This is a genomic window from Aeromicrobium sp. CnD17-E, assembly GCF_024124745.1.
Taxonomy (GTDB): Bacteria; Actinomycetota; Actinomycetes; order Propionibacteriales; family Nocardioidaceae; genus Aeromicrobium.
The window spans coordinates 48,497-68,822 of the sequence record NZ_JAMXRU010000007.1; the positions used below are offsets into that span (position 1 = coordinate 48,497).

23 protein-coding genes are annotated in these 20,326 nt (G+C 71.1%); 13 read left to right on the forward strand and 10 right to left on the reverse strand.

Features of this window, described 5'->3' with window-relative positions:
• Window positions 1-33: 33 nt before the first annotated feature.
• A complete protein-coding gene (dnaN, locus tag NH339_RS03065; protein WP_067852972.1) occupies window positions 34-1,176 on the reverse strand; it encodes a DNA polymerase III subunit beta in 1,143 nt (380 codons plus the stop codon).
• A gap of 451 nt (window positions 1,177-1,627) precedes the next feature.
• Complete coding sequence (gene dnaA, locus NH339_RS03070; RefSeq protein ID WP_253022370.1) at window positions 1,628-3,175, reverse strand: chromosomal replication initiator protein DnaA; 1,548 nt, start codon at window positions 3,173-3,175, stop codon at window positions 1,628-1,630.
• Window positions 3,176-3,519: 344 nt separating this feature from the next.
• Between dnaA and rpmH the strand changes: the two genes are divergently transcribed.
• The 8 genes from rpmH to NH339_RS03110 all read left to right on the forward strand — a co-directional run bounded on the left by rpmH (window position 3,520) and on the right by NH339_RS03110 (window position 8,383).
• Complete coding sequence (gene rpmH, locus NH339_RS03075; RefSeq protein ID WP_067862010.1) at window positions 3,520-3,657, forward strand: 50S ribosomal protein L34; 138 nt, start codon at window positions 3,520-3,522, stop codon at window positions 3,655-3,657.
• Window positions 3,658-3,660: 3 nt separating this feature from the next.
• On the forward strand, window positions 3,661-4,038 hold the full coding sequence (gene rnpA, locus NH339_RS03080) for a ribonuclease P protein component (RefSeq protein ID WP_308207021.1): 378 nt from the start codon (window positions 3,661-3,663) through the stop codon (window positions 4,036-4,038).
• Complete coding sequence (gene yidD, locus NH339_RS03085) at window positions 4,035-4,352, forward strand: membrane protein insertion efficiency factor YidD (RefSeq protein WP_308207022.1); 318 nt, start codon at window positions 4,035-4,037, stop codon at window positions 4,350-4,352. Before rnpA ends, yidD begins: the two co-directional genes overlap by 4 nt.
• Window positions 4,337-5,308 carry a membrane protein insertase YidC gene (yidC, locus tag NH339_RS03090; protein WP_067861118.1) on the forward strand — a complete coding sequence of 324 codons (972 nt, stop codon included), beginning with the start codon at window positions 4,337-4,339 and terminating at the stop codon, window positions 5,306-5,308. The genes yidD and yidC overlap by 16 nt, the downstream gene beginning before the upstream one ends.
• A 7-nt stretch (window positions 5,309-5,315) precedes the next feature.
• Complete coding sequence (locus tag NH339_RS03095) at window positions 5,316-5,789, forward strand: R3H domain-containing nucleic acid-binding protein (protein WP_253022383.1); 474 nt, start codon at window positions 5,316-5,318, stop codon at window positions 5,787-5,789.
• Between the two features lie 127 nt (window positions 5,790-5,916).
• On the forward strand, window positions 5,917-6,420 hold the full coding sequence (rsmG, locus tag NH339_RS03100; protein ID WP_253022431.1) for a 16S rRNA (guanine(527)-N(7))-methyltransferase RsmG: 504 nt from the start codon (window positions 5,917-5,919) through the stop codon (window positions 6,418-6,420).
• Between the two features lie 50 nt (window positions 6,421-6,470).
• Window positions 6,471-7,484, forward strand: coding sequence for an AAA family ATPase (locus NH339_RS03105; protein ID WP_308207023.1), 1,014 nt, complete (start codon window positions 6,471-6,473; stop codon window positions 7,482-7,484).
• Window positions 7,484-8,383, forward strand: a complete 900-nt coding sequence (locus NH339_RS03110; RefSeq protein WP_253022395.1) for a ParB/RepB/Spo0J family partition protein — start codon at window positions 7,484-7,486, stop codon at window positions 8,381-8,383. Before NH339_RS03105 ends, NH339_RS03110 begins: the two co-directional genes overlap by 1 nt.
• A gap of 192 nt (window positions 8,384-8,575) precedes the next feature.
• Here NH339_RS03110 and trxA read toward each other — a convergent pair whose 3' ends face one another.
• From trxA to NH339_RS03140, 6 genes are all read right to left on the reverse strand, one after another.
• Window positions 8,576-8,899 (reverse strand): thioredoxin, encoded by a 324-nt coding sequence (trxA, locus tag NH339_RS03115; protein ID WP_067861107.1) that lies wholly within the window; start codon window positions 8,897-8,899, stop codon window positions 8,576-8,578.
• A gap of 40 nt (window positions 8,900-8,939) precedes the next feature.
• Window positions 8,940-9,938 carry a thioredoxin-disulfide reductase gene (gene trxB, locus NH339_RS03120; protein ID WP_253022397.1) on the reverse strand — a complete coding sequence of 333 codons (999 nt, stop codon included), beginning with the start codon at window positions 9,936-9,938 and terminating at the stop codon, window positions 8,940-8,942.
• A gap of 91 nt (window positions 9,939-10,029) precedes the next feature.
• Complete coding sequence (locus tag NH339_RS03125; protein ID WP_253022409.1) at window positions 10,030-11,610, reverse strand: protein kinase family protein; 1,581 nt, start codon at window positions 11,608-11,610, stop codon at window positions 10,030-10,032.
• 66 nt (window positions 11,611-11,676) lie between these two features.
• Window positions 11,677-12,114: an HNH endonuclease gene (locus tag NH339_RS03130; protein ID WP_253022411.1), complete on the reverse strand. Its 438-nt coding sequence runs from the start codon at window positions 12,112-12,114 to the stop codon at window positions 11,677-11,679.
• Between the two features lie 79 nt (window positions 12,115-12,193).
• The gene (locus NH339_RS03135) at window positions 12,194-12,526 is read right to left on the reverse strand and encodes a hypothetical protein (protein ID WP_253022413.1); all 333 of its coding nucleotides are present in this window, start codon (window positions 12,524-12,526) and stop codon (window positions 12,194-12,196) included.
• A gap of 19 nt (window positions 12,527-12,545) precedes the next feature.
• Entirely contained in the window at window positions 12,546-13,622 is a 1,077-nt protein-coding gene (locus tag NH339_RS03140) for a YihY/virulence factor BrkB family protein (protein WP_253022415.1), read from the reverse strand.
• A gap of 128 nt (window positions 13,623-13,750) precedes the next feature.
• On the opposite strand from NH339_RS03140, the gene NH339_RS03145 reads away from it, so the two are divergent.
• The 3 genes from NH339_RS03145 to NH339_RS03155 are packed head-to-tail and all read left to right on the forward strand — an operon-like array spanning window position 13,751 to window position 17,126.
• Window positions 13,751-15,301, forward strand: coding sequence for a circularly permuted type 2 ATP-grasp protein (locus NH339_RS03145; protein WP_253022417.1), 1,551 nt, complete (start codon window positions 13,751-13,753; stop codon window positions 15,299-15,301).
• Window positions 15,301-16,227: an alpha-E domain-containing protein gene (locus NH339_RS03150; RefSeq protein WP_253022419.1), complete on the forward strand. Its 927-nt coding sequence runs from the start codon at window positions 15,301-15,303 to the stop codon at window positions 16,225-16,227. Before NH339_RS03145 ends, NH339_RS03150 begins: the two co-directional genes overlap by 1 nt.
• 2 nt (window positions 16,228-16,229) lie before the next feature.
• Complete coding sequence (locus tag NH339_RS03155) at window positions 16,230-17,126, forward strand: transglutaminase family protein (protein ID WP_253022435.1); 897 nt, start codon at window positions 16,230-16,232, stop codon at window positions 17,124-17,126.
• On the opposite strand, the gene NH339_RS03160 is transcribed toward NH339_RS03155, so the two are convergent.
• On the reverse strand, window positions 17,110-17,529 hold the full coding sequence (locus NH339_RS03160; protein ID WP_067861093.1) for a hypothetical protein: 420 nt from the start codon (window positions 17,527-17,529) through the stop codon (window positions 17,110-17,112). The two genes, NH339_RS03155 and NH339_RS03160, sit on opposite strands and share 17 nt — an antisense overlap.
• A gap of 543 nt (window positions 17,530-18,072) precedes the next feature.
• Here NH339_RS03160 and NH339_RS03165 point away from each other — a divergent pair.
• Window positions 18,073-19,179: an aldo/keto reductase gene (locus NH339_RS03165; protein ID WP_253022421.1), complete on the forward strand. Its 1,107-nt coding sequence runs from the start codon at window positions 18,073-18,075 to the stop codon at window positions 19,177-19,179.
• 121 nt (window positions 19,180-19,300) lie between these two features.
• Here NH339_RS03165 and NH339_RS03170 read toward each other — a convergent pair whose 3' ends face one another.
• Window positions 19,301-19,987 (reverse strand): pyridoxamine 5'-phosphate oxidase family protein, encoded by a 687-nt coding sequence (locus tag NH339_RS03170; RefSeq protein WP_253022423.1) that lies wholly within the window; start codon window positions 19,985-19,987, stop codon window positions 19,301-19,303.
• A 55-nt stretch (window positions 19,988-20,042) separates the two neighbouring features.
• Between NH339_RS03170 and NH339_RS03175 the strand changes: the two genes are divergently transcribed.
• Window positions 20,043-20,326 (forward strand): GntR family transcriptional regulator (locus NH339_RS03175; RefSeq protein WP_253022425.1); only part of this gene is annotated, 284 nt, incomplete at its 3' end.

Genomic DNA, 20,326 nt, shown 5'->3' on the forward strand with positions numbered 1-20,326 from the left:
GGTGACGACGTGTGGTGCGGTGCGGTGGGCGGGTCAGCCCTGGAGACGCACCGGCATGATCAGGTAGCGGAACGCGCCGTCGGGCGCGTCACCGATCTCGCGGACGCCGGAGATGGCGGCCGGCTTGGTGTGCTGGGTGAACGCGAGGTGCACGACGGGGTCGGACATGACGCCGAGACCCTCGAGCAGGTAGCCGGGGTTGAAGCCGATCGAGATGTCGGCGCCGTCGATGGTGGCCTCGATCGACTCCGACGCCTGCGCGTCGTCGCCGCTGCCGGCCTCGAGCAGCACCTGGCCGTCGGAGAACGTCAGCCGGACGGGCGTGTTGCGCTCCGCGACGAGCGAGACGCGCTTGACGGCGTCGACCAGGTCCGACGTGCGCACGTGCGCGACGGTCTCGGACTGCGCCTGGAAGAGCTGGCGCACCCGCGGGAAGTCGCCCTCGAGCAGGCGGGTCGTGGTGCGGCGGGTGCCGTTGCCGACCGTGCCCTCGAAGCCGATGAGACCGTCGCCGGTCTCGCCCGAGGAGATGGCGATGGTGATGTCGGAGCCGGAGACCAGGGACCGCGCCGTCTCGCCGAGCACGCGGGCAGGTACCAGGGCGTGGCCGGAGGCGTCGCTCGCCTCGGGCGACCACTGCAGCTCGCGCAGGCTGGCGCGGAAGCGGTCGGTGGCCATGAGGGAGATCGTCGAGCCGTCGATCTCGAGCCGGACGCCGGTGAGCAGGGGAAGCATCTCGTCGCGACCTGCGGCAGCACTCGCCTGCGCGACGGCCGTCGCGAACTCGTCGGCCTTGATCGTGCCCGAGGAGGTCGGCATCTGCGGAAGCTGCGGGTACTCCTCCACGGGCATCGTGGAGAGGCTGAACCGTGCGCTCCCGCACGAGACCTGGACCTTGGTGCCGTCGAGGCTCACGTCGATCGGCTTCGACGGCAGCGACTTGACGATCTCCGACAGCAGCCTGCCCGAGACGAGGGCCCGGCCGTCGTCGGCGACCTCGGCGGGCAGCGTCGCGCGGGTGGAGGTCTCGTAGTCGAACCCGGACAACGTCAGACCGTCGCCGGCGGTCTCGATCAGGAGCCCGGCGAGGACGGGCACGCTCGGCCGGGTGGGCAGGCTGCGTGCGGTCCACGCCACGGCGTCGGCGAACGTGTCGCGATCGATGCGGAATCTCACGAATCGAGGCCTTTCGGGCATGAGAAGACTAGGACTGCATCCTGCCACGGACACGGTGTGAAGCGTAGGTCGGGCGAGACGTCCTGAGGACGTCGTCCCGCTCGTCCACACCCAGGCCGTCCCGTCACTCTTGCGGGGGATCCGGACATGTAACTCCCTCGTCGTCGTCGTAGGCGGTGTGGATCCCGTGGACAACCGGCGTCGGCGCTGGTCAGGCGGCGTGTCGGCCCGTGGACGACCGTGTGGGCGTGCCGTGGACGCACCCCGAGGGGCTGTGCACGTCCGCGCGTCGTTCACACCTCGTTCACACGTCGGTCGCGTCTGTCCACCTGAGGTCGAGACTTTCCCACAGTGTCGTCCCCAGGTGTGCATGAAGCCTGCGGGCACCACGCGACGAGGCCGACGTCCCTCGGACGTCGGCCTGGTGGCTGCGGCAGGTGCCGCGTGGGGGTCAGTTCTGACGGGCCTGCTGCTTGATGCGGTTCGTCAGCTCCGTGACCTGGTTGTAGACGGCGTGCTTCTCGGCCATCAGCTTGCGGATCTTGCGGTCGGCGTGCATGACCGTCGTGTGGTCCCGGCCGCCGAAGTCGGCGCCGATCTTCGGCAGCGACATGTCGGTCAGCTCGCGGCACAGGTACATCGCGATCTGGCGGGCGAGGACGAGGTCGCGGCTGCGGTTCGTGCCGCACAGCTCCTCGATGGTGAACTCCGAGTAGGCGGCGGTCTGCGCCAGGATGACGCCGGCGGTGATCTCCGGCTCCTCTCCCTCGGCGACGAGGTCCTTCAGCACGATCTGCGCGAGCTGGAGGTCGACCGTCGCGCCCTGCAGGTTGGCGTAGGCCGTGGCGCGGATGAGCGCACCCTCGAGCTCGCGGATGTTCGTCTGCACCTTGCTGGCGATGAACTCGAGCACGTCGGCCGGTGCGGTGAGCTTCTCGATCGCGGCCTTCTTGCGCAGGATGGCGATGCGGGTCTCGAGGTCCGGCGGCAGCATCTCGGTCTGCAGGCCCCACTCGAACCGGTTGCGCAGCCGCTCCTCGAGGGTGCGCAGGTTCTTCGGCGGGCGGTCCGACGTCATCACGATCTGCTTGTTGGCGTTGTGCAGCGCGTTGAAGGTGTGGAAGAACTCCGTCTGCGTCGACTCCTTGTTCTCGAGGAACTGGATGTCGTCGACGAGCAGCACGTCGATCTCGCGGTACTTCTGGCGCAGCGCGGCGGTCCGGTTCTCACGGATGGCGTTGATGACGTCATTGGTGAACTCCTCGCTGTTGACGTAGCGCACGCGCGAGGAGGGGTAGAGGTTCAGGACGTAGTGGCCGATGGCGTGCAGGAGGTGCGTCTTGCCCAGTCCCGAGTCGCCGTGGATGACCAGCGGGTTGTACGCCTTGCCGGGTGCCTCGGCGGCCGCGACCGCGGCGGCGTGGGCGAAGCGGTTCGACGAGCCGATGACGAAGTTCTCGAACAGGTACCGAGCGTTGAGCCGCGCCTCGTGGGCGCTGGTCCGGCGCTGCACCGGGTCGGGCTCCTGGGCCCAGCTCGGGACGAACTCGTCGACGTCGATGTCGTCGCCGTCCTCCTCAGGCGCCGGGGGCACCACGGAAAGTGGATGTGTCGACTTGTCGTCATTTTGCGGTCCCGGTGCCTGCGGCGCGGTGTTCTGCGGGCCGGCGGGGTGCGGACGGTCGTCGGCCTGCGACGTCGTGGAGGACGGGCGGTCCCGCGCGCGGTCGGTGAGCGACGGCTCGATCGTGACGACGAGCCGGACCTGCTCGCCGAGGTGCGACGAGAGCGCGTGCTCCAGGGCGGGGCGCACGCGGGACTCCAGCTGCGCACGGCTCAGGTCGTCGGGGACGCCGACGATGAAGATCCCCGGGTGCCGGCTGATCGGCTCCGCGCTGTAGACCCAGACGCGGGCACCGTTCGACAGCGTCGAGACGGCGTGGTCCCACGCCGTGGAGAGCTCGAGGTCGTCCGAGGTCTGCCCTGAGGCGTCGGTCATGCAGGTCTCCCGAGGGGTCGCGTGGTCCACAGAGTTGTCCACACGGTGTGCATCCAGCTACCCGCTGGTCCTGCGCTGTGGAAAAAGGCGCAGAGCGGCGACGCTAGCAGCGGTCGCGAGGTCGTTTCAAGCGGGTTGGGAAGATTGCAGCAGTGCGCTCGGCGTGTCGCGTGGACCGGTTGGTCGCAGGTAGCCTATGGGGCGGGTTTGACCACGCTCCGACCGCCCCGTACCGTGGAGCAGTCGTGCAACACGACCGTTGCCGCATGCCCACGACCGAGATCTTCGCCGTGGGCGAGCGGTGGCCGTCGATCCCCGGCCCGAATCGTCGAAGGACCAAACTCGTGAGCAAGCGTACGTACCAGCCGAACAACCGTCGTCGCGCCAAGAAGCACGGCTTCCGCCTGCGCATGCGCACGCGTGCGGGCCGCGCCATCCTGGCCAACCGTCGCCGCAAGGGCCGCGCGAACCTCTCCGCCTGAGCCGTGCTCGGGCGGCCCCACCGCATGCGTGAGGCCGGTGACTTCAAGGTCGCCGTCCGCCGCGGGGTGAAGGCGTCGTCGCCGACCCTCGTCGCGCATCTCTCGATCGGAACCGACGGAGACACCTCCGTCGGTTTCGTCGTGTCCAAGGCCGTGGGGCCGGCCGTCGTGCGCAACCGCGTCAAGCGTCGTCTGCGGCACCGCGTGCGCGACCACCTCGAGCACGGGGCGCTCGCCTCGGTGCCCGCGGGGTCCCGGCTCGTGGTGCGGGCGCTGCCCCGCGCGGCGTCCGTCGACGGTCCGACGTTGTCGGCCGACCTCACGGACGTGCTGACCTCCGCGGTCGAGAAGGCGGAGCGTCGGGGCGGGGTGCGTCGGTGAGGACCGTGCTCGTCTCACTGCTCCGGGCGTACCGGTTCGCGATCAGCCCGCTGTACGGCCAGGTCTGCCGCTACTACCCGACCTGCTCCGCCTACGCGCTCGAGGCCGTCGAGACGCACGGCGCCGCTCGCGGGTCGTGGCTCGCCGCACGACGTGTGTGCCGGTGTCATCCTTGGGCTGCCGGCGGCGTCGACCCGGTGCCGCCACGCCGCGGCACCGAGATCACGCCCGAGGACGAGCAGCATCCCTCTGAACCTCCCGTCGCCGCGGCGACGGTCACCCCCACCCCTGGAGAACCATGTTCGACTTCCTAGGTTCGATCGGCTCGGCCATCATGACGCCGCTGTACTACGCGGTGTCCGGCGTGCTGCTCGTCTGGCACGAGATCTTCACGCGGCTCGGCCTCGACCCGTCGGGCGGGTGGTCGTGGGCGCTGGCGATCGTCGGCCTGACGGTGACGATCCGCGCGCTGCTCATCCCGCTGTTCGTCAAGCAGATCAAGAGCAGCCGCAACATGCAGCTGCTGCAGCCGCACATCAAGGAGCTGCAGAAGAAGTACGGTCACGACCGGGAGCGCCTGGCCCAGGAGCAGATGAAGCTCTGGAAGGAGCACAACACCAACCCGTTCGCGTCGTGCCTGCCGCTGCTGCTGCAGATGCCGGTGTTCTTCGCGCTGTTCCGCGTGATCGACCAGGCCGCCAAGAACGGTGCCGACGGCGCCCGCGGCTTCATGACGGCCAAGCTGGCCGAGGAGCTGCAGGACGCGGTGTTCCTCGGCGGCCGCATCGCCGACACGCTCGTCAGTGCCACGCACGTCGAGACGCGCATCATCGCGGTCATCATGGTGCTGACGATGTGCGCCACGCAGTTCATCACGCAGCGTCAGCTGATGAGCAAGAACATGCCGCCGGACGCGCTGTCGGGACCGTACGCCCAGCAGCAGAAGCTGCTGCTCTACGTGCTGCCCGTGGTCTTCGCCGTCGGTGGTATCGCCTTCCCGGTGGGCGTCCTGATCTACTGGACCACCTCGAACTTCTGGACCATGGGCCAGCAGTTCTACGTCATCCGCAACAACCCTGCGCCGGGGACGCCGGCGTTCAAGGCGAAGCAGGAGCGCGACGCGAAGCACGGCAAGAACGTGCCGGAGGACCCGCTGAAGGAGATCGAGAAGCCGCACCCCGGTCTGCAGCGCAACCAGCCGAAGAAGCAGACGCGCAACCAGCGGACCTCCGGGTCCAAGCCGAGCCCGAACAAGAAGAAGAGGAAGTGATCCGGTCATGACCGACGCTGCGAAGCTGGAGGCCGAGGGCGACATCGCCGCGGACTTCCTCGAGGAGCTGCTCGACATCGCCGACCTCGATGGCGACATCGACATGGACGTGGAGAACGACCGCGCGTCGGTCTCCGTCGTCGGTGGCGGCCTGGACCACCTGGTAGGTCGTGGAGGTGAGGTGCTGGAGGCGCTGCAGGAGCTGACCCGCCTGGCCGTGTACCGCGAGACGGGTGAGCGGAGCCGGCTGATGCTCGACGTCGGTGGCTTCCGGGCGCAGCGCCGCGTCGCGCTGGAGTCGGTGGCGGCGGGCGCGATCGAGCGGGTCCGCTCCGGTGAGGCCCGTGTGGCGCTCGACCCCATGAGCCCGTTCGAGCGGAAGGTCGTCCACGACGCCGTGGCGGCTGCCGGACTCTCCAGCGAGTCCGAGGGCGCCGACCGGAGTCGTCACGTCGTCGTGCTGCCGGCGGCGGACGCCTGAGGTCCGCATGAGTGTTTCACGTGAAACACCCCCGCCGCCCTCCTCGGCTGCGGGGGTGTTCCATGACCAGCTGCCTCTCATGACGCAGTACGCGGCGATCCTCGCGAACGACGGCGTAGAGCGCGGGATGATCGGTCCTCGCGAGGTCCCCCGTCTGTGGGACCGCCATCTCGTCAACAGCGGCGTGGTCGTGCCCCGACTCCCCGCCGGTGCCACCGTGGCCGACGTCGGATCGGGTGCGGGACTGCCTGGTGTCGTCTGGGCGATCGCCCGGCCGGACCTGAAGGTGACGTTGATCGAGCCGCTGCTGCGCCGGACGACCTTCTTGCAGGAGGTGGTCGACGAGCTCGAGCTGGCCAACGTCGAGGTGCTCCGTGCCCGCGCCGAGGACGTCGATCGTCAGTTCGACGTGGTGACGGCGCGCGCGGTGGCCGCTCTGGAGAAGCTCGCGAAGTGGTGCATGCCGTTGGTCGCACCCGGTGGGGTGCTGCTCGCGCTCAAGGGCCAGTCGGCGACGGACGAGGTGAAGGATGCCAAGCGCACCCTCGGACGTCTCGGGGCGACCGCTACGCTGATCCGGACGTACGGTGATGTCGAGATTCCGACCACCGTGGTGGAAGTGTCGAAGTGACGACCCTCGCCCGGACCGGGCGGGGCATGTTTCACGTGAAACGAGGTCCTGTGAGCGCTGACGACAAGCAGACCCCTGGCCCGTCGACGCCGCTGAGCTCGGTGGCCTCAGGCGCGGCACCGGCGTCGAGCTTCACGTCGTCCGAGCCGGACCAGCCGTTCGACACCCCGCTCGCCCGCGAGGCGCGGGACCACGTGGACCTCGCCCGTCGGGCGCGCAGCACGACCCAGCTTCCCCGTCCCGACCGCACGCGGATCTTCGTCGTGGCCAACCAGAAGGGAGGGGTCGGCAAGACGACCACGGCGGTGAACGTCGCTGCGGCCCTCGCCCAGAAGGGACTGCGCATCCTGGTGGTCGACCTCGACCCGCAGGGCAACGCGTCGACGGCGCTCGACATCGCGCACACCGAGGGGACGCCCGGGGTCTACGAGGCACTGGTCGAGGACGTCCCCCTCTCCGAGCTCGTCCGGCCCGCGCCACAGCTGCCGGGCATCACGGTGCTCCCCGCGACCATCGACCTGGCCGGCGCCGAGATCGAGCTCGTGTCGCTCGTGGCGCGTGAGACCCGCCTGAAGAAGGCGCTCGCTGCCCACCTGGAGGAGCGCGAGCGAGCTGACGACCGGATCGACTACGTCGTCATCGACTGCCCGCCGTCCCTCGGTCTGCTCACCGTCAACGCGCTGGTCGCCGCGCGCGAGGTGCTCATCCCGATCCAGTGCGAGTACTACGCGCTCGAGGGCCTGGGCCAGCTGGTGCGCAACATCGAGCTCGTGCGCGCGCACCTCAACCAGGACCTCGAGATCACCACCATCCTGCTGACGATGTTCGACGCACGCACGCGCCTGTCCGCCGGCGTCGCCGAGCAGGTGCGCAGCCACTTCGGCCCGAAGGTCCTGGCCACCGCGATCCCGCGCTCGGTCCGGATCTCCGAGGCACCGAGCTACCAGCAGTCCGTCCTCACCTACGACCCGGGCTCGTCCGGTGCGCTCTCCTACCTGGAGGCCGCCCGTGAGATCGCGCAGGCGGGGACGTCCGACCCGACCACCAGCGAGAGGGGCGCCTGATGGCACCACGTCGTGGACTCGGCCGAGGGCTCGAGTCGCTCATCCCGTCGACCCCCGCCGAGGCGAAGGAGTCCGGGCTGCAGGAGGTCCAGGGCGCCCGCTTCGCCGAGCTGCCGCTGGACGCCGTCGTCCCGAACCCCCGACAACCGCGTCAGGTCTTCGACGAGCAGGACATGGCCGAGCTCGTGCACTCGATCCGCGAGGTCGGCCTGCTGCAGCCGGTCGTGGTCCGCGAGACGGCGCCGGGTGCCTACGAGCTGATCATGGGGGAGCGTCGGTGGCGTGCCTCGCGCGCGGCGGGACTCGAGACCATCGGCGCCATCGTGCGCGACACGACCGACGAGGACCTCCTGCGCGACGCGCTGCTCGAGAACCTTCACCGGTCGCAGCTCAACCCGCTGGAGGAGGCCGCCGCCTACCAGCAGCTGCTCGACGACTTCGGCTGCACCCAGGAGGAGCTCGCCGACCGCATCGGTCGCTCGCGCCCCCAGGTGACCAACACGCTGCGCCTGATGAAGCTGCCGCCTGCAGTACAGCGCCGGGTCGCGGCCGGCGTGCTGTCCGCCGGGCACGCTCGCGCGCTGCTCTCGGTGTCGCACCCCGAGGTGCAGGACCGGTTGGCTGCACGCGTCGTCGCCGAGGGCATCTCGGTGCGTGCGCTGGAGGAGATCGTGAAGTTCGGCGACACCGGAGACCCGGCCACCTCTCGGTCGCGCACCCCCGGCCGCACGGTCTCCGCTCCCCGCCTGGCCGACCTCGCCGCACGGCTCTCCGAGCGCTACGACACCCGCGTCAAGGTCGATCTCGGCAAGGCCAAGGGCAAGATCACCGTCGAGTTCGCGACCATCGACGACCTGGAGCGGATCGTGGGTCTGATGGACCCGCCGCGGAACCATTGATCGACATGTCGACAAAGCGATAGATCGTTTTGGTGGTCCGCGTCGGCACCTGCGGTGCTCCACATACGACGAAGCCCCGGTGCATCGCACCGGGGCTTCGACGCTTGCCAGGTTTCGATACAGAGGGAACCGGCTTCGCCGGTGAGACCACTCAACCTGCCTGAACCGCTCGCGCGCTACGCGCGCTCGGGTTCAGGCATACTCCGAGAGCTCGTTGAGGATCGCGGACTTGGGGCGGACGCCGACGATCGACTTCACGACCTCGCCCTTGTAGTACAGGTTCATCGTGGGCAGGCCGGTGACGCGGTAGTCGCTCGGCGTCTTCGGGTTGGCGTCGGCGTCCATCTTGACGATGGTGAGCGCCTCGCCCTTCTCGGACGCGATCTCCTCGAGGATCGGCGCGAGCTGACGGCACGGGCCGCACCAGCTGGCCCAGAAGTCGACGAGCACGGGACCGTCGGCCTGCAGGACCTTCTCGGCGAAGTCGGCGTCGGTGACGGGGGTGATCTCGGGCATGGGGTTCTCCTTCAGCGGATGGGGGTCGTGGGGATCGGGGTCACTCGGCCCACTGGGCCATGGCGACGTCGGGTGCGGGCTGACCGGCCTGCTCGCGGTCGGCGAGGAAGCGCTCGGCGTCGAGGGCCGCAGCACACCCGGTGCCCGCGGCGGTGATCGCCTGGCGGTAGGTGTGGTCGACCAGGTCGCCGGCGGCGAAGACGCCGGACAGGTTCGTGGCCGTGCTGCCCTGCTGGACCAGCACGTAGCCCTCGTCGTCGAGGTCGACCTGACCGGTGAGCAGCTCCGAGCGCGGGTCGTGGCCGATCGCGATGAACAGGCCGGTCGCGTCGAGGTCGCGGGTCTCGCCCGTGACGGTGTCGCGCAGCGTCACCTTCTCCAGACGGCCCTCGCCGTGCAGCTCGGCGACCTCGGAGTTCCAGGCGAACTCGATCTTCTCGTTGGCGATCGCGCGGTCCTGCATGATCTTGGACGCGCGCAGCTCGTCGCGACGGTGCACGAGCGTCACCTTCGACGCGAAGCGGGTGAGGAACGTGGCCTCCTCGACGGCGGAGTCGCCGCCGCCCACGACCACGATGTTCTGCTCACGGAAGAAGAAGCCGTCGCACGTGGCGCACCAGCTGACGCCGTGGCCCGAGAGCTCGTCCTCGCGGGCCACGCCGAGCTTGCGGTAGCCCGAGCCCATGGCCAGGACGACGGCGTGCGCACGGTAGGTCGTGCCGTCGGCGAGCGAGACCGACTTCACCTCGCCGGTGAGGTCGACCGACGTGACGTCGTCGGCGATCAGCTCGGCGCCGAAGCGCTCGGCCTGCGCGCGGAAGTTGTCCATCAGCGCCGGGCCCATGATGCCCTCGGGGAAGCCGGGGAAGTTCTCGACCTCGGTCGTGTTCATCAGCGCGCCACCGGCGGTGACCGAGCCCTCGAAGACGAGCGGGGCGAGGTTCGCGCGGGCCGCGTACACGGCTGCGGTGTAGCCCGACGGGCCGGAGCCGATGATGATCAGGTTGCGGACGTCATTGGCGGACGACTCAGTGCTCATGGGTGCCTTCTCGTAGACGGTCTTGCTCTGCTCAACGCAGTCTAGGTGGGGATCATTCCGCTGCCCGACCAGAGCGACGGGGGCAGGATCGTCAGCGTCGGCCCTTGAGGCTGATCTCGCGGACGTCGCCCTGGAACTCGCCGGGACCCACCTGCGGCAGGGCCCTCAGCCACACCACGACCCGGCGGGTGATGGTGTTCGCCGGGAACGTGACGGTGACGTCGGTGCCGGCGTCGTCGAGCGTCGCGATGCGGCGCAGGTCGCGCAGGCTGCCCGGGACCTCGCCGCCGGGGCTCGTCGCGTAGACGGTGAGCGCGGTGCCGGCTCCGCCGAGGAGGATCCGCATCGAGTCGACCTCACGCGGCCCACCCAGGTCGACCACGAGTCCCACGCCGTCCTTCAGGCCACCGAGGTCGGCACGGCGGTAGTAGGTGCTGGTGCGCCAGCCCGTCTCGGGGTTGCCGTCGACGGCGAGCCCCACGTCCTCGGGGTTCTCCTGCCCGTCCTGGCCCTGCGGGTCGAGGTCGCGCACCGACGCGATCCCCAGGGTGCGGGCCGGCGCCTCCTCGGTGGCGACGGCGGCGGTCGGCGGTCGGCGGTCCTCCCCGGTGAACCGTCCCACGGCGAAGGCCAGCAGCCCGACGACCGCGAGCGTGAGGACCACGCCGGCGAGGACCAGCTTGCGGTCGCCGCCCGCGGTGGCACGCCTCGCGCGGTGGACGCTGCGCTCGAACGTGGTGGGCGGGGCCGGCTCGAAGGCCTTCGGCCGTCGTCGGGGCGGCTCCAGACCGGGCGGCGTGCCCTCCGGCACGATGACGGGGTCGAGGCGCAGCAGGTCGGGCGAGGAGATGTGCAGCGGGCTCGGGTCGTCGACGTCGGCCTCGTCCTCACCCGTGAGCCGCAGCGCGCGACCGATGTCGGCGGCCGTGCGCAACGGCGTGCGGTGGTTCAGCGGCGGACGCCCGAGGATCCGGTCGACGACGGCGTCGACGTCGCGGGACACGCCGGCGCGGACCTGACGGGGTCGCAGGAGCTTGCCGCCCTCGGCCGGCGCGGCGCGCAGCCCGTCGACGCCGACCCCGGGCCAGCGGGCCACGAGGCACGCGTACAGCAGCTTGCCGAGGGCCTCGACGTCCATCTGCTCGTACGCCCGCAGGTCCTCGAAGGTGTCCTGGTGGCCGGCCGGCGCCAGAGCGGTCGCGACGCCGAGGCCGACGATGCGCACGGCCCCGGTCTGCTTGAGGAGCACGTGGTGCGGCGTGAGGCGGCGGTGGAACAGGTTCTTCTCGTGGGCGTGCGCGAGGGCCTCGGCGACCTCCGCGACCACCGTCGCGGCTCGTCGGTTCGGCAGCGGCGACTGGCGCAGCAGCTGGTCGAGCGGGAACGCCCGCGCCCACTCCCGCACGATGACGTGGTGGTCGTGGTCGGCCTCGACGAGGTCGAGCACGCGGAGGAACCGCGGGTCGGTGACCGACGTGGACTGGCGGGCCGCCTCGAGGAAGTTGTCGGCGCGCGGGTCGTCGCTCGGGACCATCTCGATGCCGACGTTGCGTGCCAGCACGCGGTCGTGCGCGCGCCACGTGGCCGACCCGAGCTTCTCCGTGACGAGGTCCTGCAGCACGTAGCGACCGTCGAGCACGTCACCGGCGCCCAGGGCCCGCCGCTCGCTCATCGTCACCTCTTCCGTGTGCGGTCCATCGTAGGCCGACGGACCCCACGGCGCCCGCACCCCGAGCGGTCAGCCGACGAGGAAGCCGGGTGGCGGGGCGGCCGGTGTGATGAGCAGCGTCATGCCGGCCTCGGCCGGGGTGCGGTCGGCCTTGCGGTGGTTGCACCGCAGGCACGCCGCGACGGCGTTCTCCCAGGTGAGCGCACCGCCGCGGCTGCGCGGCAGCACGTGGTCGACGGTCTCGGCGCGTCCGCCGCAGTAGGCGCACATCTGGTCGCGGGCCTTGACGGCCGACTTCGTGCACAGGTGCCCCCGCCGGTGCCGCCAGCGGGTGACGACGTAGCGCACGAGCCGCAGGACCTTGGGCTTGGGGAACGGGCCGAAGGTGCCCTCGGCCTCCTCCTCGATGACCGCCACCTCGCGCACCAGCATCTTGATGGCGTGCCGCAGGGACACGCGTTGCAGCGGCTCGTAGCTGGCGTTCAGGACCAGGACGTGCTCGGCCATGGGCGGACCCTTTCCACGGCCAGAGTATCCGCCACGCCCGACATCGGGGCGTGAAGCGCCGGTGTCGCGTCGGTGAAGGTCAGATCACCCAGACCAGACCGGCCGCCGACGGGACGAGCGAGAGCAGGACCCACGGCCACGAGAGGACCGGCCGTGCGGCCAGGATCGCGCGCACGGCGACGCTGATGCCGATGGCGAGGAACGCCGACATGACGACGAGGATGACGGCCCCGCTCTGCCGGCCCTGGCGGGCGATGACGTCGGCCACGACGACGAGGCCGACGACGCCGTGGATCGCGACGACGAAGAAGCAGATGGCGGTCGTCCGGCGGCGCACGACCTGCAGCGCGCGGGTCTCCTCGGCCGACATGGTGCGGGCCGAGGGGCGGGGCTGCGAGCCGTGGCTGCTCATGGCAGCAGCCTAGGAGCCGTCAGTCGTCGCGGGTGGAGCGGCCCAGCGCCGCGCCGAGCAGCGTCCCCAGCCCGAGGCCCACGACGAGCGGGCGTACGTAGCCCACGTCGACGGGCTCCTCGTCGAGGTCCGCGGCGTCAACGCGAGCGGCCTGCGCCTCGTCGTCGGCGTCCTCCAGCTCGGCGAGCTCGGCGAGCGTGGACTCGTCGGTGCACGCCCACGAGATCCCGTACATCACCAGGCGGGAGAAGAAGTAGATCCAGACCACCAGCGTCAGGGCGATGGCGAGCGAGGCCACCGGCACCGAGCTGGCACCGCGCAGCACGAGGCTCGCGAACTGCTTGATGAGCTCGAAGCCGACGGCGGCGAACAGGGCGCCGCGCCAGAGCGCGTGCTCGGGCAGGTCGGGCTTCGGCAGCAGGCGGAAGATCGCCCAGAACAGCACGGTGCTGACGGCGACGCCGACGACCACCGACAGCAGCGTCAGGAGGACGGCGCCGACCGGTCCGGGCAGTCCGACGAGGTCGAGCAGGAACGAGCCGAGGGCGACGGGCAGCCCGCCGACGGACACCGAGAGGAGCAGGATGAAGCCCAGGACCACGAGCGTGACCAGGTCGGTCCCCTTGGCCTTCACGAGGTTGCCGGTCTCGGACGTGGGCAGGTCGAGCATCTGGTTGAGCCCGTCGCGCAGCCCGCTCACCCAGTTCAGGCCCGCGTAGAGCGCGGTGAGCAGGCCGACGGTGTAGATGGCGGGCGCGTTGGACGCGATCTCGGTGAGGGCGATGCGTCCGGGCTCGGGGTCGACGGAGACGATGCCGGGCAGCACCCCGCTGAGGGCGTCGACGAAGTCCTGCTGGGCGCCGGGGTAGATCTCCGACAGCTGCCCCACGACCGCGAAGGAGACGGCCAGGAGCGGGAAGAAGCTGAGGAAGCCGAAGTAGGTGGCACCGCCGGCGGCGAGGTTGCCCCGGTGCGCGCCGTAGTGGTCGAGGGTGCGGATGACGTGGGCGAGCACGGGGTGCCAGCCCGCGATCCGGTCCTTGATCCCGGGCTTGGACTCCTCGCCCGACTCCGTCCGCTCCCCGTCGCCGCTCATGGCTCGACCCTAGGAGGAAGCGCGGGTCGGGGCCAACCGGCCGGGTCTTCTGGGGTGCAGGCCGACCGGCTCTCCGCTAGACAGGTCACGAAACATGATCGACACCTCTCCTCCCTAGGGTGGCCCCCGTGAGCGACGCGCACCTCTTCGACGGCTACGGACCTGTGGCCGGGTTCGACGAGATGTTCGACGACTCGACCCTGCGGTCTGAGTACGCGCAGGTGCACGCGGCGTTCACCCGGATGGGCAACGACGAGATCCGGGCCCGCGCGGAGTCGCTCGCGTCGGCCTACCTCGACCAGGGCGTCACGTTCGGCGTCGGCGGCGAGGAGCGGCCCTTCCCGCTCGACATCGTGCCGCGCATCATCGAGGCGCGGGACTGGACCGACGTCGACACCGGCGTGCGTCAGCGCGTGAAGGCCCTCGAGGCGTTCCTGGCCGACGTGTACGGACCGGGCGAGGTGTTCACCGACGGGATCGTGCCCCGCGAGACGGTGCTGACGTCGCCGCACTACCACCGCGTCGTCGCGGGGATCGAGCCTCCGAACGGGGTGCGGGTGCACATCTCGGGCATCGACCTGATCCGTGACGGGCAGGGCGACTTCCGGGTGCTGGAGGACAACTGCCGCGTGCCGTCGGGCGTCTCCTACGTCATGACCAACCGGCCGGCGATGTCCGCGGCGCTGCCGGAGGTGTTCGCCGACCACCGCATCCGTCCGGTCCAGCAGTACTCGCGCAACCTGCTCGCGGCACTGCGTGCCGCGGCACCGTCGGGCGTGAGCGACCCGAACGTCGTGGTGCTGACGCCGGGCGTCTACAACTCCGCCTACTTCGAGCACACGCTGCTGGCTCGCACGATGGGCGTCGAGCTGGTCGAGGGCCGCGACCTGGTGTGCCAGCAGGGCCGCGTCTCGATGCGCACGACGCGCGGGCTGGAGCCGGTGCACGTGATCTACCGGCGCATCGACGACGAGTTCCTCGACCCGATGCAGTTCTACCCGGAGTCGGTGCTGGGCGTGCCGGGCCTGGTCAACGCCGCCCGTGCCGGCAACGTGACCATCGCGAACGCGGTCGGCAACGGCGTGGCCGACGACAAGCTCATCTACACCTACGTGCCCGACCTGATCCGCTACTACCTCGGCGAGGAGCCGGTGCTGCGCAACGTCGACACGTGGCGCCTCGGCGACGCCGACCAGCGCGAGGAGGTGCTCGACCGTCTGGACGAGCTCGTCCTCAAGCCGGTCGACGGGTCGGGCGGCAAGGGCATTGTCATCGGTCCTGCGGCGTCGCGCGAGGAGCTCGACGAGCTGCGGGTCAAGATCGACGCCGACCCGCGCGCCTGGATCGCGCAGCCGGTGATCTCCCTGTCGACGGTGCCGACGCTGGTGGAGCAGGGCATCCGACCGCGGCACGTCGACCTGCGGCCGTTCGCGGTGAACGACGGCGACGACGTCTACGTGCTGCCGGGCGGCCTGACGCGGGTGGCGTTGCCCGAGGGCGAGCTGATCGTGAACTCCTCCCGGGGTGGTGGCTCGAAGGACACGTGGGTGCTGGCCGACCCGTCGACGCCCGCGGACCCCAAGGACGCGGTCGACGAGGAGGCCGATGGTCCCGAGAAGGCCAAGAGCATGCGAGCGGCCGCGCCGTCGGTCCTGACCGAGGACGGGGGCGACCTCTGATGCTGAGCCGGATCGCGGAGTCGTTGTTCTGGATCGGCCGCTACCTCGAGCGTGCGGACGACACCGCACGGATCCTCGACGTCCAGCTGCAGGTGCTGGTGGAGGACCCGGCGATCGACGAGGCGGCGTCGTGCCAGCAGCTCCTGTCGGTGATGGGGGTGGAGGGCCACACGGGTGCGGTCAACCGGTGGACGATCCTCGACCTGCTGGCCCACAACGTCGACTCCCCGGGCTCGATCGCGTCGGCGATCACGGCCGCACGCGAGGGCGCGCGGGGCGCACGCGAGACGTTGTCGACCGACATCTGGGCGTCGATCAACACGATGTGGCGCGGTCTTCCGTCGGCGCGGACGAAGCGACCGCCGGACATGTTCGCGTGGGTGCGGAACCGGACGGCGATGGTCAACGGCATCGCCGACGGGACGATGCCGCGCGACGAGGGCTGGAACTTCTTCGTGCTGGGACGCAGCATCGAGCGGGTCGACATGACGGCGCGGCTGCTGTCGACGGCGGCGCTGGCGTCGGACACGCAGGTCGCCTGGCCGACGACGCTGCGGGCGTGCGGTGCGTACGAGGCGTTCATCCGCGCCTACCGGGGTCTGGAGGGTGACCGTCAGGCGGCGGAGTTCCTGCTGCTGGACCGGTGGTTCCCGCGGTCGGTGGTGTCGGCGTTGATGGAGGCCGAGCGCGCCCTGAGCCGGCTGGAGGCGCGCGGGCAGCGTTCGGGGTTCGGCGACGAGGCGCAGCGGCTGCTGGGCCGGGCGCGGACGGAGCTGGAGTACCGGCCGCTGGCGGAGATCGTCGAGGCGATGCCGATCGAGATGGAGCGGCTGCAGCGCACGTGCGCGGCCGCGAGCGAGGCGGTCGGCGCGCGGTACTTCTCGCACTCGGACACGCACGCGTGGACGGGAGGGGTCTCGCTGTGAGCATGCAGGGACAGGTGCAGGGCCAGGGGTCGGCGTCGCAGTGGCAGAGCGGGTCGCCGCGACCCATGCAGCTGCGGGTGCGGCACACGACGGGCTTCACGTACGCCGAGGGCGCGGAGGCGTCGTACAACGAGGCACGGATGACGCCGCTGACGACGTCGGACCAGGTGGTCCTGCGGTCGCGGGTGGAGGTGTCGCCGACGGCGTGGTCGCAGGAGTACCGCGACTACTGGGGCACGGTCGTCACGGCGTTCGAGGTGCACGAGCCGCACGACGCGCTCACGGTCGTCGCGACGTCGACGGTCGAGAGCACGCCGCACGCGGTCGACGTCGCGCCCGTGGGGTGGGCCGACCTCGCCGCGGTGAGCGACGAGTGGTGCGAGTTCCTCGTGCTCGACTCGTGGGTGCGTCCGCACGACGACCTCGGCGCGCAGCTCGACACGCTGCGGGCGTCATCCGACACGCCGGGCGAGTACGCCGTGGGCGCGTTCGGCCTGGTCCACGACCACCTGCGCTACCTGCCGGGCGTCACGCAGGTGTCGACGACGGCGGCGGAGGCGTGGGAGGCCGGCGCGGGGGTGTGCCAGGACGTCGCGCACGCGACGCTCGGCGCCCTGCGGCGTGCGGGGATCCCGGCCCGGTACGTGTCGGGCTACCTGCACCCGTCGACCGAGCCGGTCGTCGGCGAGACCGTCGAGGGCGAGTCGCACGCGTGGGTGGAGTACTGGGACGGCGACTGGCGCGGGTTCGACCCGACGAACGCGGTCGTGCCGGGCGACCGGCACGTGCTCGTGGCGCGGGGGCGGGGCTACGGCGACTGCCCGCCGCTGCGCGGCATCTACTCGACGCCGGGCGCGTCGGAGCTGTTCGTGAGCGTCGAGGTCACGCGTCTGCGCTGACGGGCGTCCCGTCGTCGATCCCGGGCGGCTGGCGTCGGGCCGTGGCCGAGCCGGCGACCACCAGCAGCGCTGCGAGTGCGAGGGCCGCGGTGGAGGACCCGAGGTCGACCATCGAGTCGAGCGCGTCGGGCCAGCCGCGCAGGCCGTTCTCGTCGCTGAAGCCACGCAGGTAGGCGGCCCAGGCCACGACCGCGCCGACGGAGCCGACCACGGTGAGGACCTTCGCGACCCGTCGGGCCGACGGTGCCGCCGCCGGCTGGGCGACGACGGCCAGCATCGCGACCCCGATCAGCCCGACCACCCACGGTGTCGGCGTGACGAGGAACGGTGCCGTGCCGAGCGCCGCGGCCGTGACGATGCCGAGGGCACACGCCCCGAGCACCACGCCGACGACCGTTCGCATGCCCCTAGGGTGACGGGTCGCGGGCGTTTCGTCACGTCAGGACGGAGCGTGTTCCATCACGCGTCCCGCGACGTCGCGGTCCTGGCAGGGTGCGCCTGACGGCCACGGTGGTCGCCAGAGCACAGAGCACAGAGCACAGAGCACAGAGCACAGGGCACAGGGCACAGGGCACAGAGCTCCGGGCTCAGCGCTCCTCGCGGTGGAGCCCGGGAAGGACGAGTGCTGCGGTGAGCAGACCGAGACCGACGACGAACGCCACGACCCCCACCCCGGGAAGGACGTGGGCGGCCGGGCCGGCGTCCTGGTGCCGCACACCCAGGCCGACCGGTGGCGGGTGTCGAGCGTGGAGAGGAGCCCACGGTCCAGCTGGTCCTGCTCCCAGGAGGAGACCTGCCGCGCGAGCCGCCGAGGCGCCGAGAGGTTCAGTGCGAGCCCCAGCGCGGCGAGCACCGCCAGCGTCACGGGGAAGGCCATGGACCGAGGGTGCCACCTCGACGTCCGGCCGGCTCGCCGTCGTCGGCCCCGGTCGCTAGCGTCGGGACCATGACCGAGGAGCGCTACTGGGCCGACGCCGTGCCCGAGACCCACCGTCCGTACGTCGCGGCCGAGGACCGCTACCAGCACCTGGACTACCGGCGGGTGGGCGACAGCGGGCTGCTGCTGCCGCCGATCTCGCTGGGCCTGTGGTGGAACTTCGGCGACGACCGACCCTTCGCGACGCAGCGCGAGATCCTGCGGCACGCGTTCGACCGCGGCGTCACGCACTTCGACCTCGCCAACAACTACGGCCCGCCGTACGGTTCGGCGGAGGAGAACTTCGGGCGGATGATGCGCACCGACTTCAAGCCCTACCGCGACGAGCTGGTGCTCTCGAGCAAGGCCGGCTGGGACATGTGGCCGGGCCCGTACGGCAAGCTCGGGTCGCGCAAGTACCTGCTGAGCAGCCTCGACGCGTCGCTGGAGCGGATGAGCGTCGACTACGTCGACATCTTCTACTCCCACCGCACCGACCCCGGCACGCCGGTGGCCGAGACGATCGGCGCGCTCGACACCGCCGTGCGCCAGGGCAAGGCGCTCTACGTCGGCATCTCGTCGTACTCGCCGGAGCGGACGGCCGAGGCCGTGGCCGTGGCGAAGGACCTCGGCACGCCGCTGGTCATCCACCAGCCGTCGTACTCGATGGTGAACCGGTGGATCGAGGACGGCGGGGGTGCCGGGCCAGGGGCAGCAGGCGGGAAGAGTCTGCTGACGGTGCTCGACGAGCACGGCATGGGGTCGATCGGGTTCACGCCGCTCGCGCAGGGCCTGCTGACGTCGAAGTACCTGGGCGACGAGCCGGCGAAGCGCTCGGGCGAGCGCGGCTCGTTCACCGACGACGTCGTCACGCCCGACATGGTCGAGCGGCTGCGCGGGCTGAACGAGGTCGCCGAGCGGCGCGGCCAGAGCCTCGCCCAGCTTGCGATCTCCTGGGTGCTGCGGCCGGGCGGCGTGACGTCCGCCCTCATCGGCGCGTCCTCGACCGAGCAGCTCGACGAGAACCTCGCCGCCGCCGCGCAGACGGACTTCAGCGACGAGGAGCTCGCCCGCATCGACGAGCTCGCCGGCACCGTCGAGGGCGTCAACATCTGGGACGTCTCCAGCGACCTCTGACCCGCAGCGGAGATTCCCAGGTCGACCTGGGAATCTCCGCTGGGCACGGTTTCCTCAGGTAAGCACGGAGAGCAACCCGTGCCTGCCTGAGAAAACCGTGCCTCGCGCGACCCTGTCGTGGTCAGGCACCCAGCTGCGCGGCCCGACGGACGACGTCGGCCGGTACGTCGTCGTGCGAGTCCGCGGCCGACACCGGGCTCGCCGCGACGGTCGACAGGGGCACGACGCCCGCCCACGCGCCGGCCTCGACGTCGGCGTCGTCGTCCACCGGGTCGCCGGCGCGCACCTTCACCGACGCCTCGCGCAGCGGGATCGCCAGCACGGCGGTCGCGGCCACCTCCTTGCGAGTGGGCGGGCGCAGGGTCGCCGAGCGGCCGGGCACGACGTGGTCGACGGTGAGGTCGAGGGCGTGTGCCTTCTCCTGCGGGTCCTCGACGATCCGCGCCTCCCCCACGACCACGGCGGAGCGATAGTTCATCGAGTGGTGGAAGCCGGACCGCGCCACGACCAGCCCGTCGAGCAGCGTCGCCGTGACGCACACCGTCCGCCGGTCCGACCGTGTCAGCCACCGCGCGGCCACCGACCCGTGCACGTAGAGCGTGCCGTCCGCGTCGGGACCGTCGAGGTCGACGGCGATCGCGACCGGCAGCACGACCGGGTGGTCGCCGACGTCGACGCCCAGGTGCGCGACGAGCGCCTCGCGCAGGATCGCGTGCAGCGCGGTCCGGTCGGTGAGGCCCCGCTCGCGCGAGCGCCCGAGGGTGGTGCGCGGGGTGGGCGACAGCGGTGTGGCATCGATCGTCGACATGACCCCAGCCTCCTGCGCAAGTGGACCGACGTCCAGGTCCACTATCATGCAGGACGTGCAGACCACTTCGGGACCGCCGACGCTGCCGCTCCGCCTCGACCGGACGGCCGACGCCCCGCTGGCGACGCAGCTCGCCACCGGGATCCGTCGCCTCGTGGGTGCGGGCACGCTCCGCCGCGGCACGCGGCTGCCCGCCAGCCGGGCGCTGGCCGTCGAGCTCGGGGTCTCCCGCGCCGTGGTCACGCAGGCCTACGAGCAGCTGGTCGCCGAGGGCTGGCTCGACGCGAGCCACGGCTCCGGGACCTTCGTCGCCGGGACGGCCACCGCCCGACCCCCGTC

What these genes read in the sequence shown, in the direction of transcription:
- NH339_RS03150 (WP_253022419.1), top strand. Translation starts at nt 15,301, where the DNA reads ATGCTGAGCCGGATCGCGGAGTCGTTGTTCTGGATCGGCCGCTACCTC.
- NH339_RS03110 (WP_253022395.1), top strand. Translation starts at nt 7,484, where the DNA reads ATGGCACCACGTCGTGGACTCGGCCGAGGGCTCGAGTCGCTCATCCCG.
- NH339_RS03130 (WP_253022411.1), bottom strand. Translation starts at nt 12,114, where the DNA reads ATGGCCGAGCACGTCCTGGTCCTGAACGCCAGCTACGAGCCGCTGCAA.
- NH339_RS03155 (WP_253022435.1), top strand. Translation starts at nt 16,230, where the DNA reads ATGCAGGGACAGGTGCAGGGCCAGGGGTCGGCGTCGCAGTGGCAGAGC.
- NH339_RS03125 (WP_253022409.1), bottom strand. Translation starts at nt 11,610, where the DNA reads ATGAGCGAGCGGCGGGCCCTGGGCGCCGGTGACGTGCTCGACGGTCGC.
- yidC (WP_067861118.1), top strand. Translation starts at nt 4,337, where the DNA reads ATGTTCGACTTCCTAGGTTCGATCGGCTCGGCCATCATGACGCCGCTG.
- NH339_RS03140 (WP_253022415.1), bottom strand. Translation starts at nt 13,622, where the DNA reads ATGAGCGGCGACGGGGAGCGGACGGAGTCGGGCGAGGAGTCCAAGCCC.
- dnaA (WP_253022370.1), bottom strand. Translation starts at nt 3,175, where the DNA reads ATGACCGACGCCTCAGGGCAGACCTCGGACGACCTCGAGCTCTCCACG.
- NH339_RS03095 (WP_253022383.1), top strand. Translation starts at nt 5,316, where the DNA reads ATGACCGACGCTGCGAAGCTGGAGGCCGAGGGCGACATCGCCGCGGAC.
- rsmG (WP_253022431.1), top strand. Translation starts at nt 5,917, where the DNA reads ATGATCGGTCCTCGCGAGGTCCCCCGTCTGTGGGACCGCCATCTCGTC.
- NH339_RS03170 (WP_253022423.1), bottom strand. Translation starts at nt 19,987, where the DNA reads ATGTCGACGATCGATGCCACACCGCTGTCGCCCACCCCGCGCACCACC.
- NH339_RS03135 (WP_253022413.1), bottom strand. Translation starts at nt 12,526, where the DNA reads ATGAGCAGCCACGGCTCGCAGCCCCGCCCCTCGGCCCGCACCATGTCG.
- NH339_RS03165 (WP_253022421.1), top strand. Translation starts at nt 18,073, where the DNA reads ATGACCGAGGAGCGCTACTGGGCCGACGCCGTGCCCGAGACCCACCGT.
- NH339_RS03160 (WP_067861093.1), bottom strand. Translation starts at nt 17,529, where the DNA reads ATGCGAACGGTCGTCGGCGTGGTGCTCGGGGCGTGTGCCCTCGGCATC.
- trxB (WP_253022397.1), bottom strand. Translation starts at nt 9,938, where the DNA reads ATGAGCACTGAGTCGTCCGCCAATGACGTCCGCAACCTGATCATCATC.
- trxA (WP_067861107.1), bottom strand. Translation starts at nt 8,899, where the DNA reads ATGCCCGAGATCACCCCCGTCACCGACGCCGACTTCGCCGAGAAGGTC.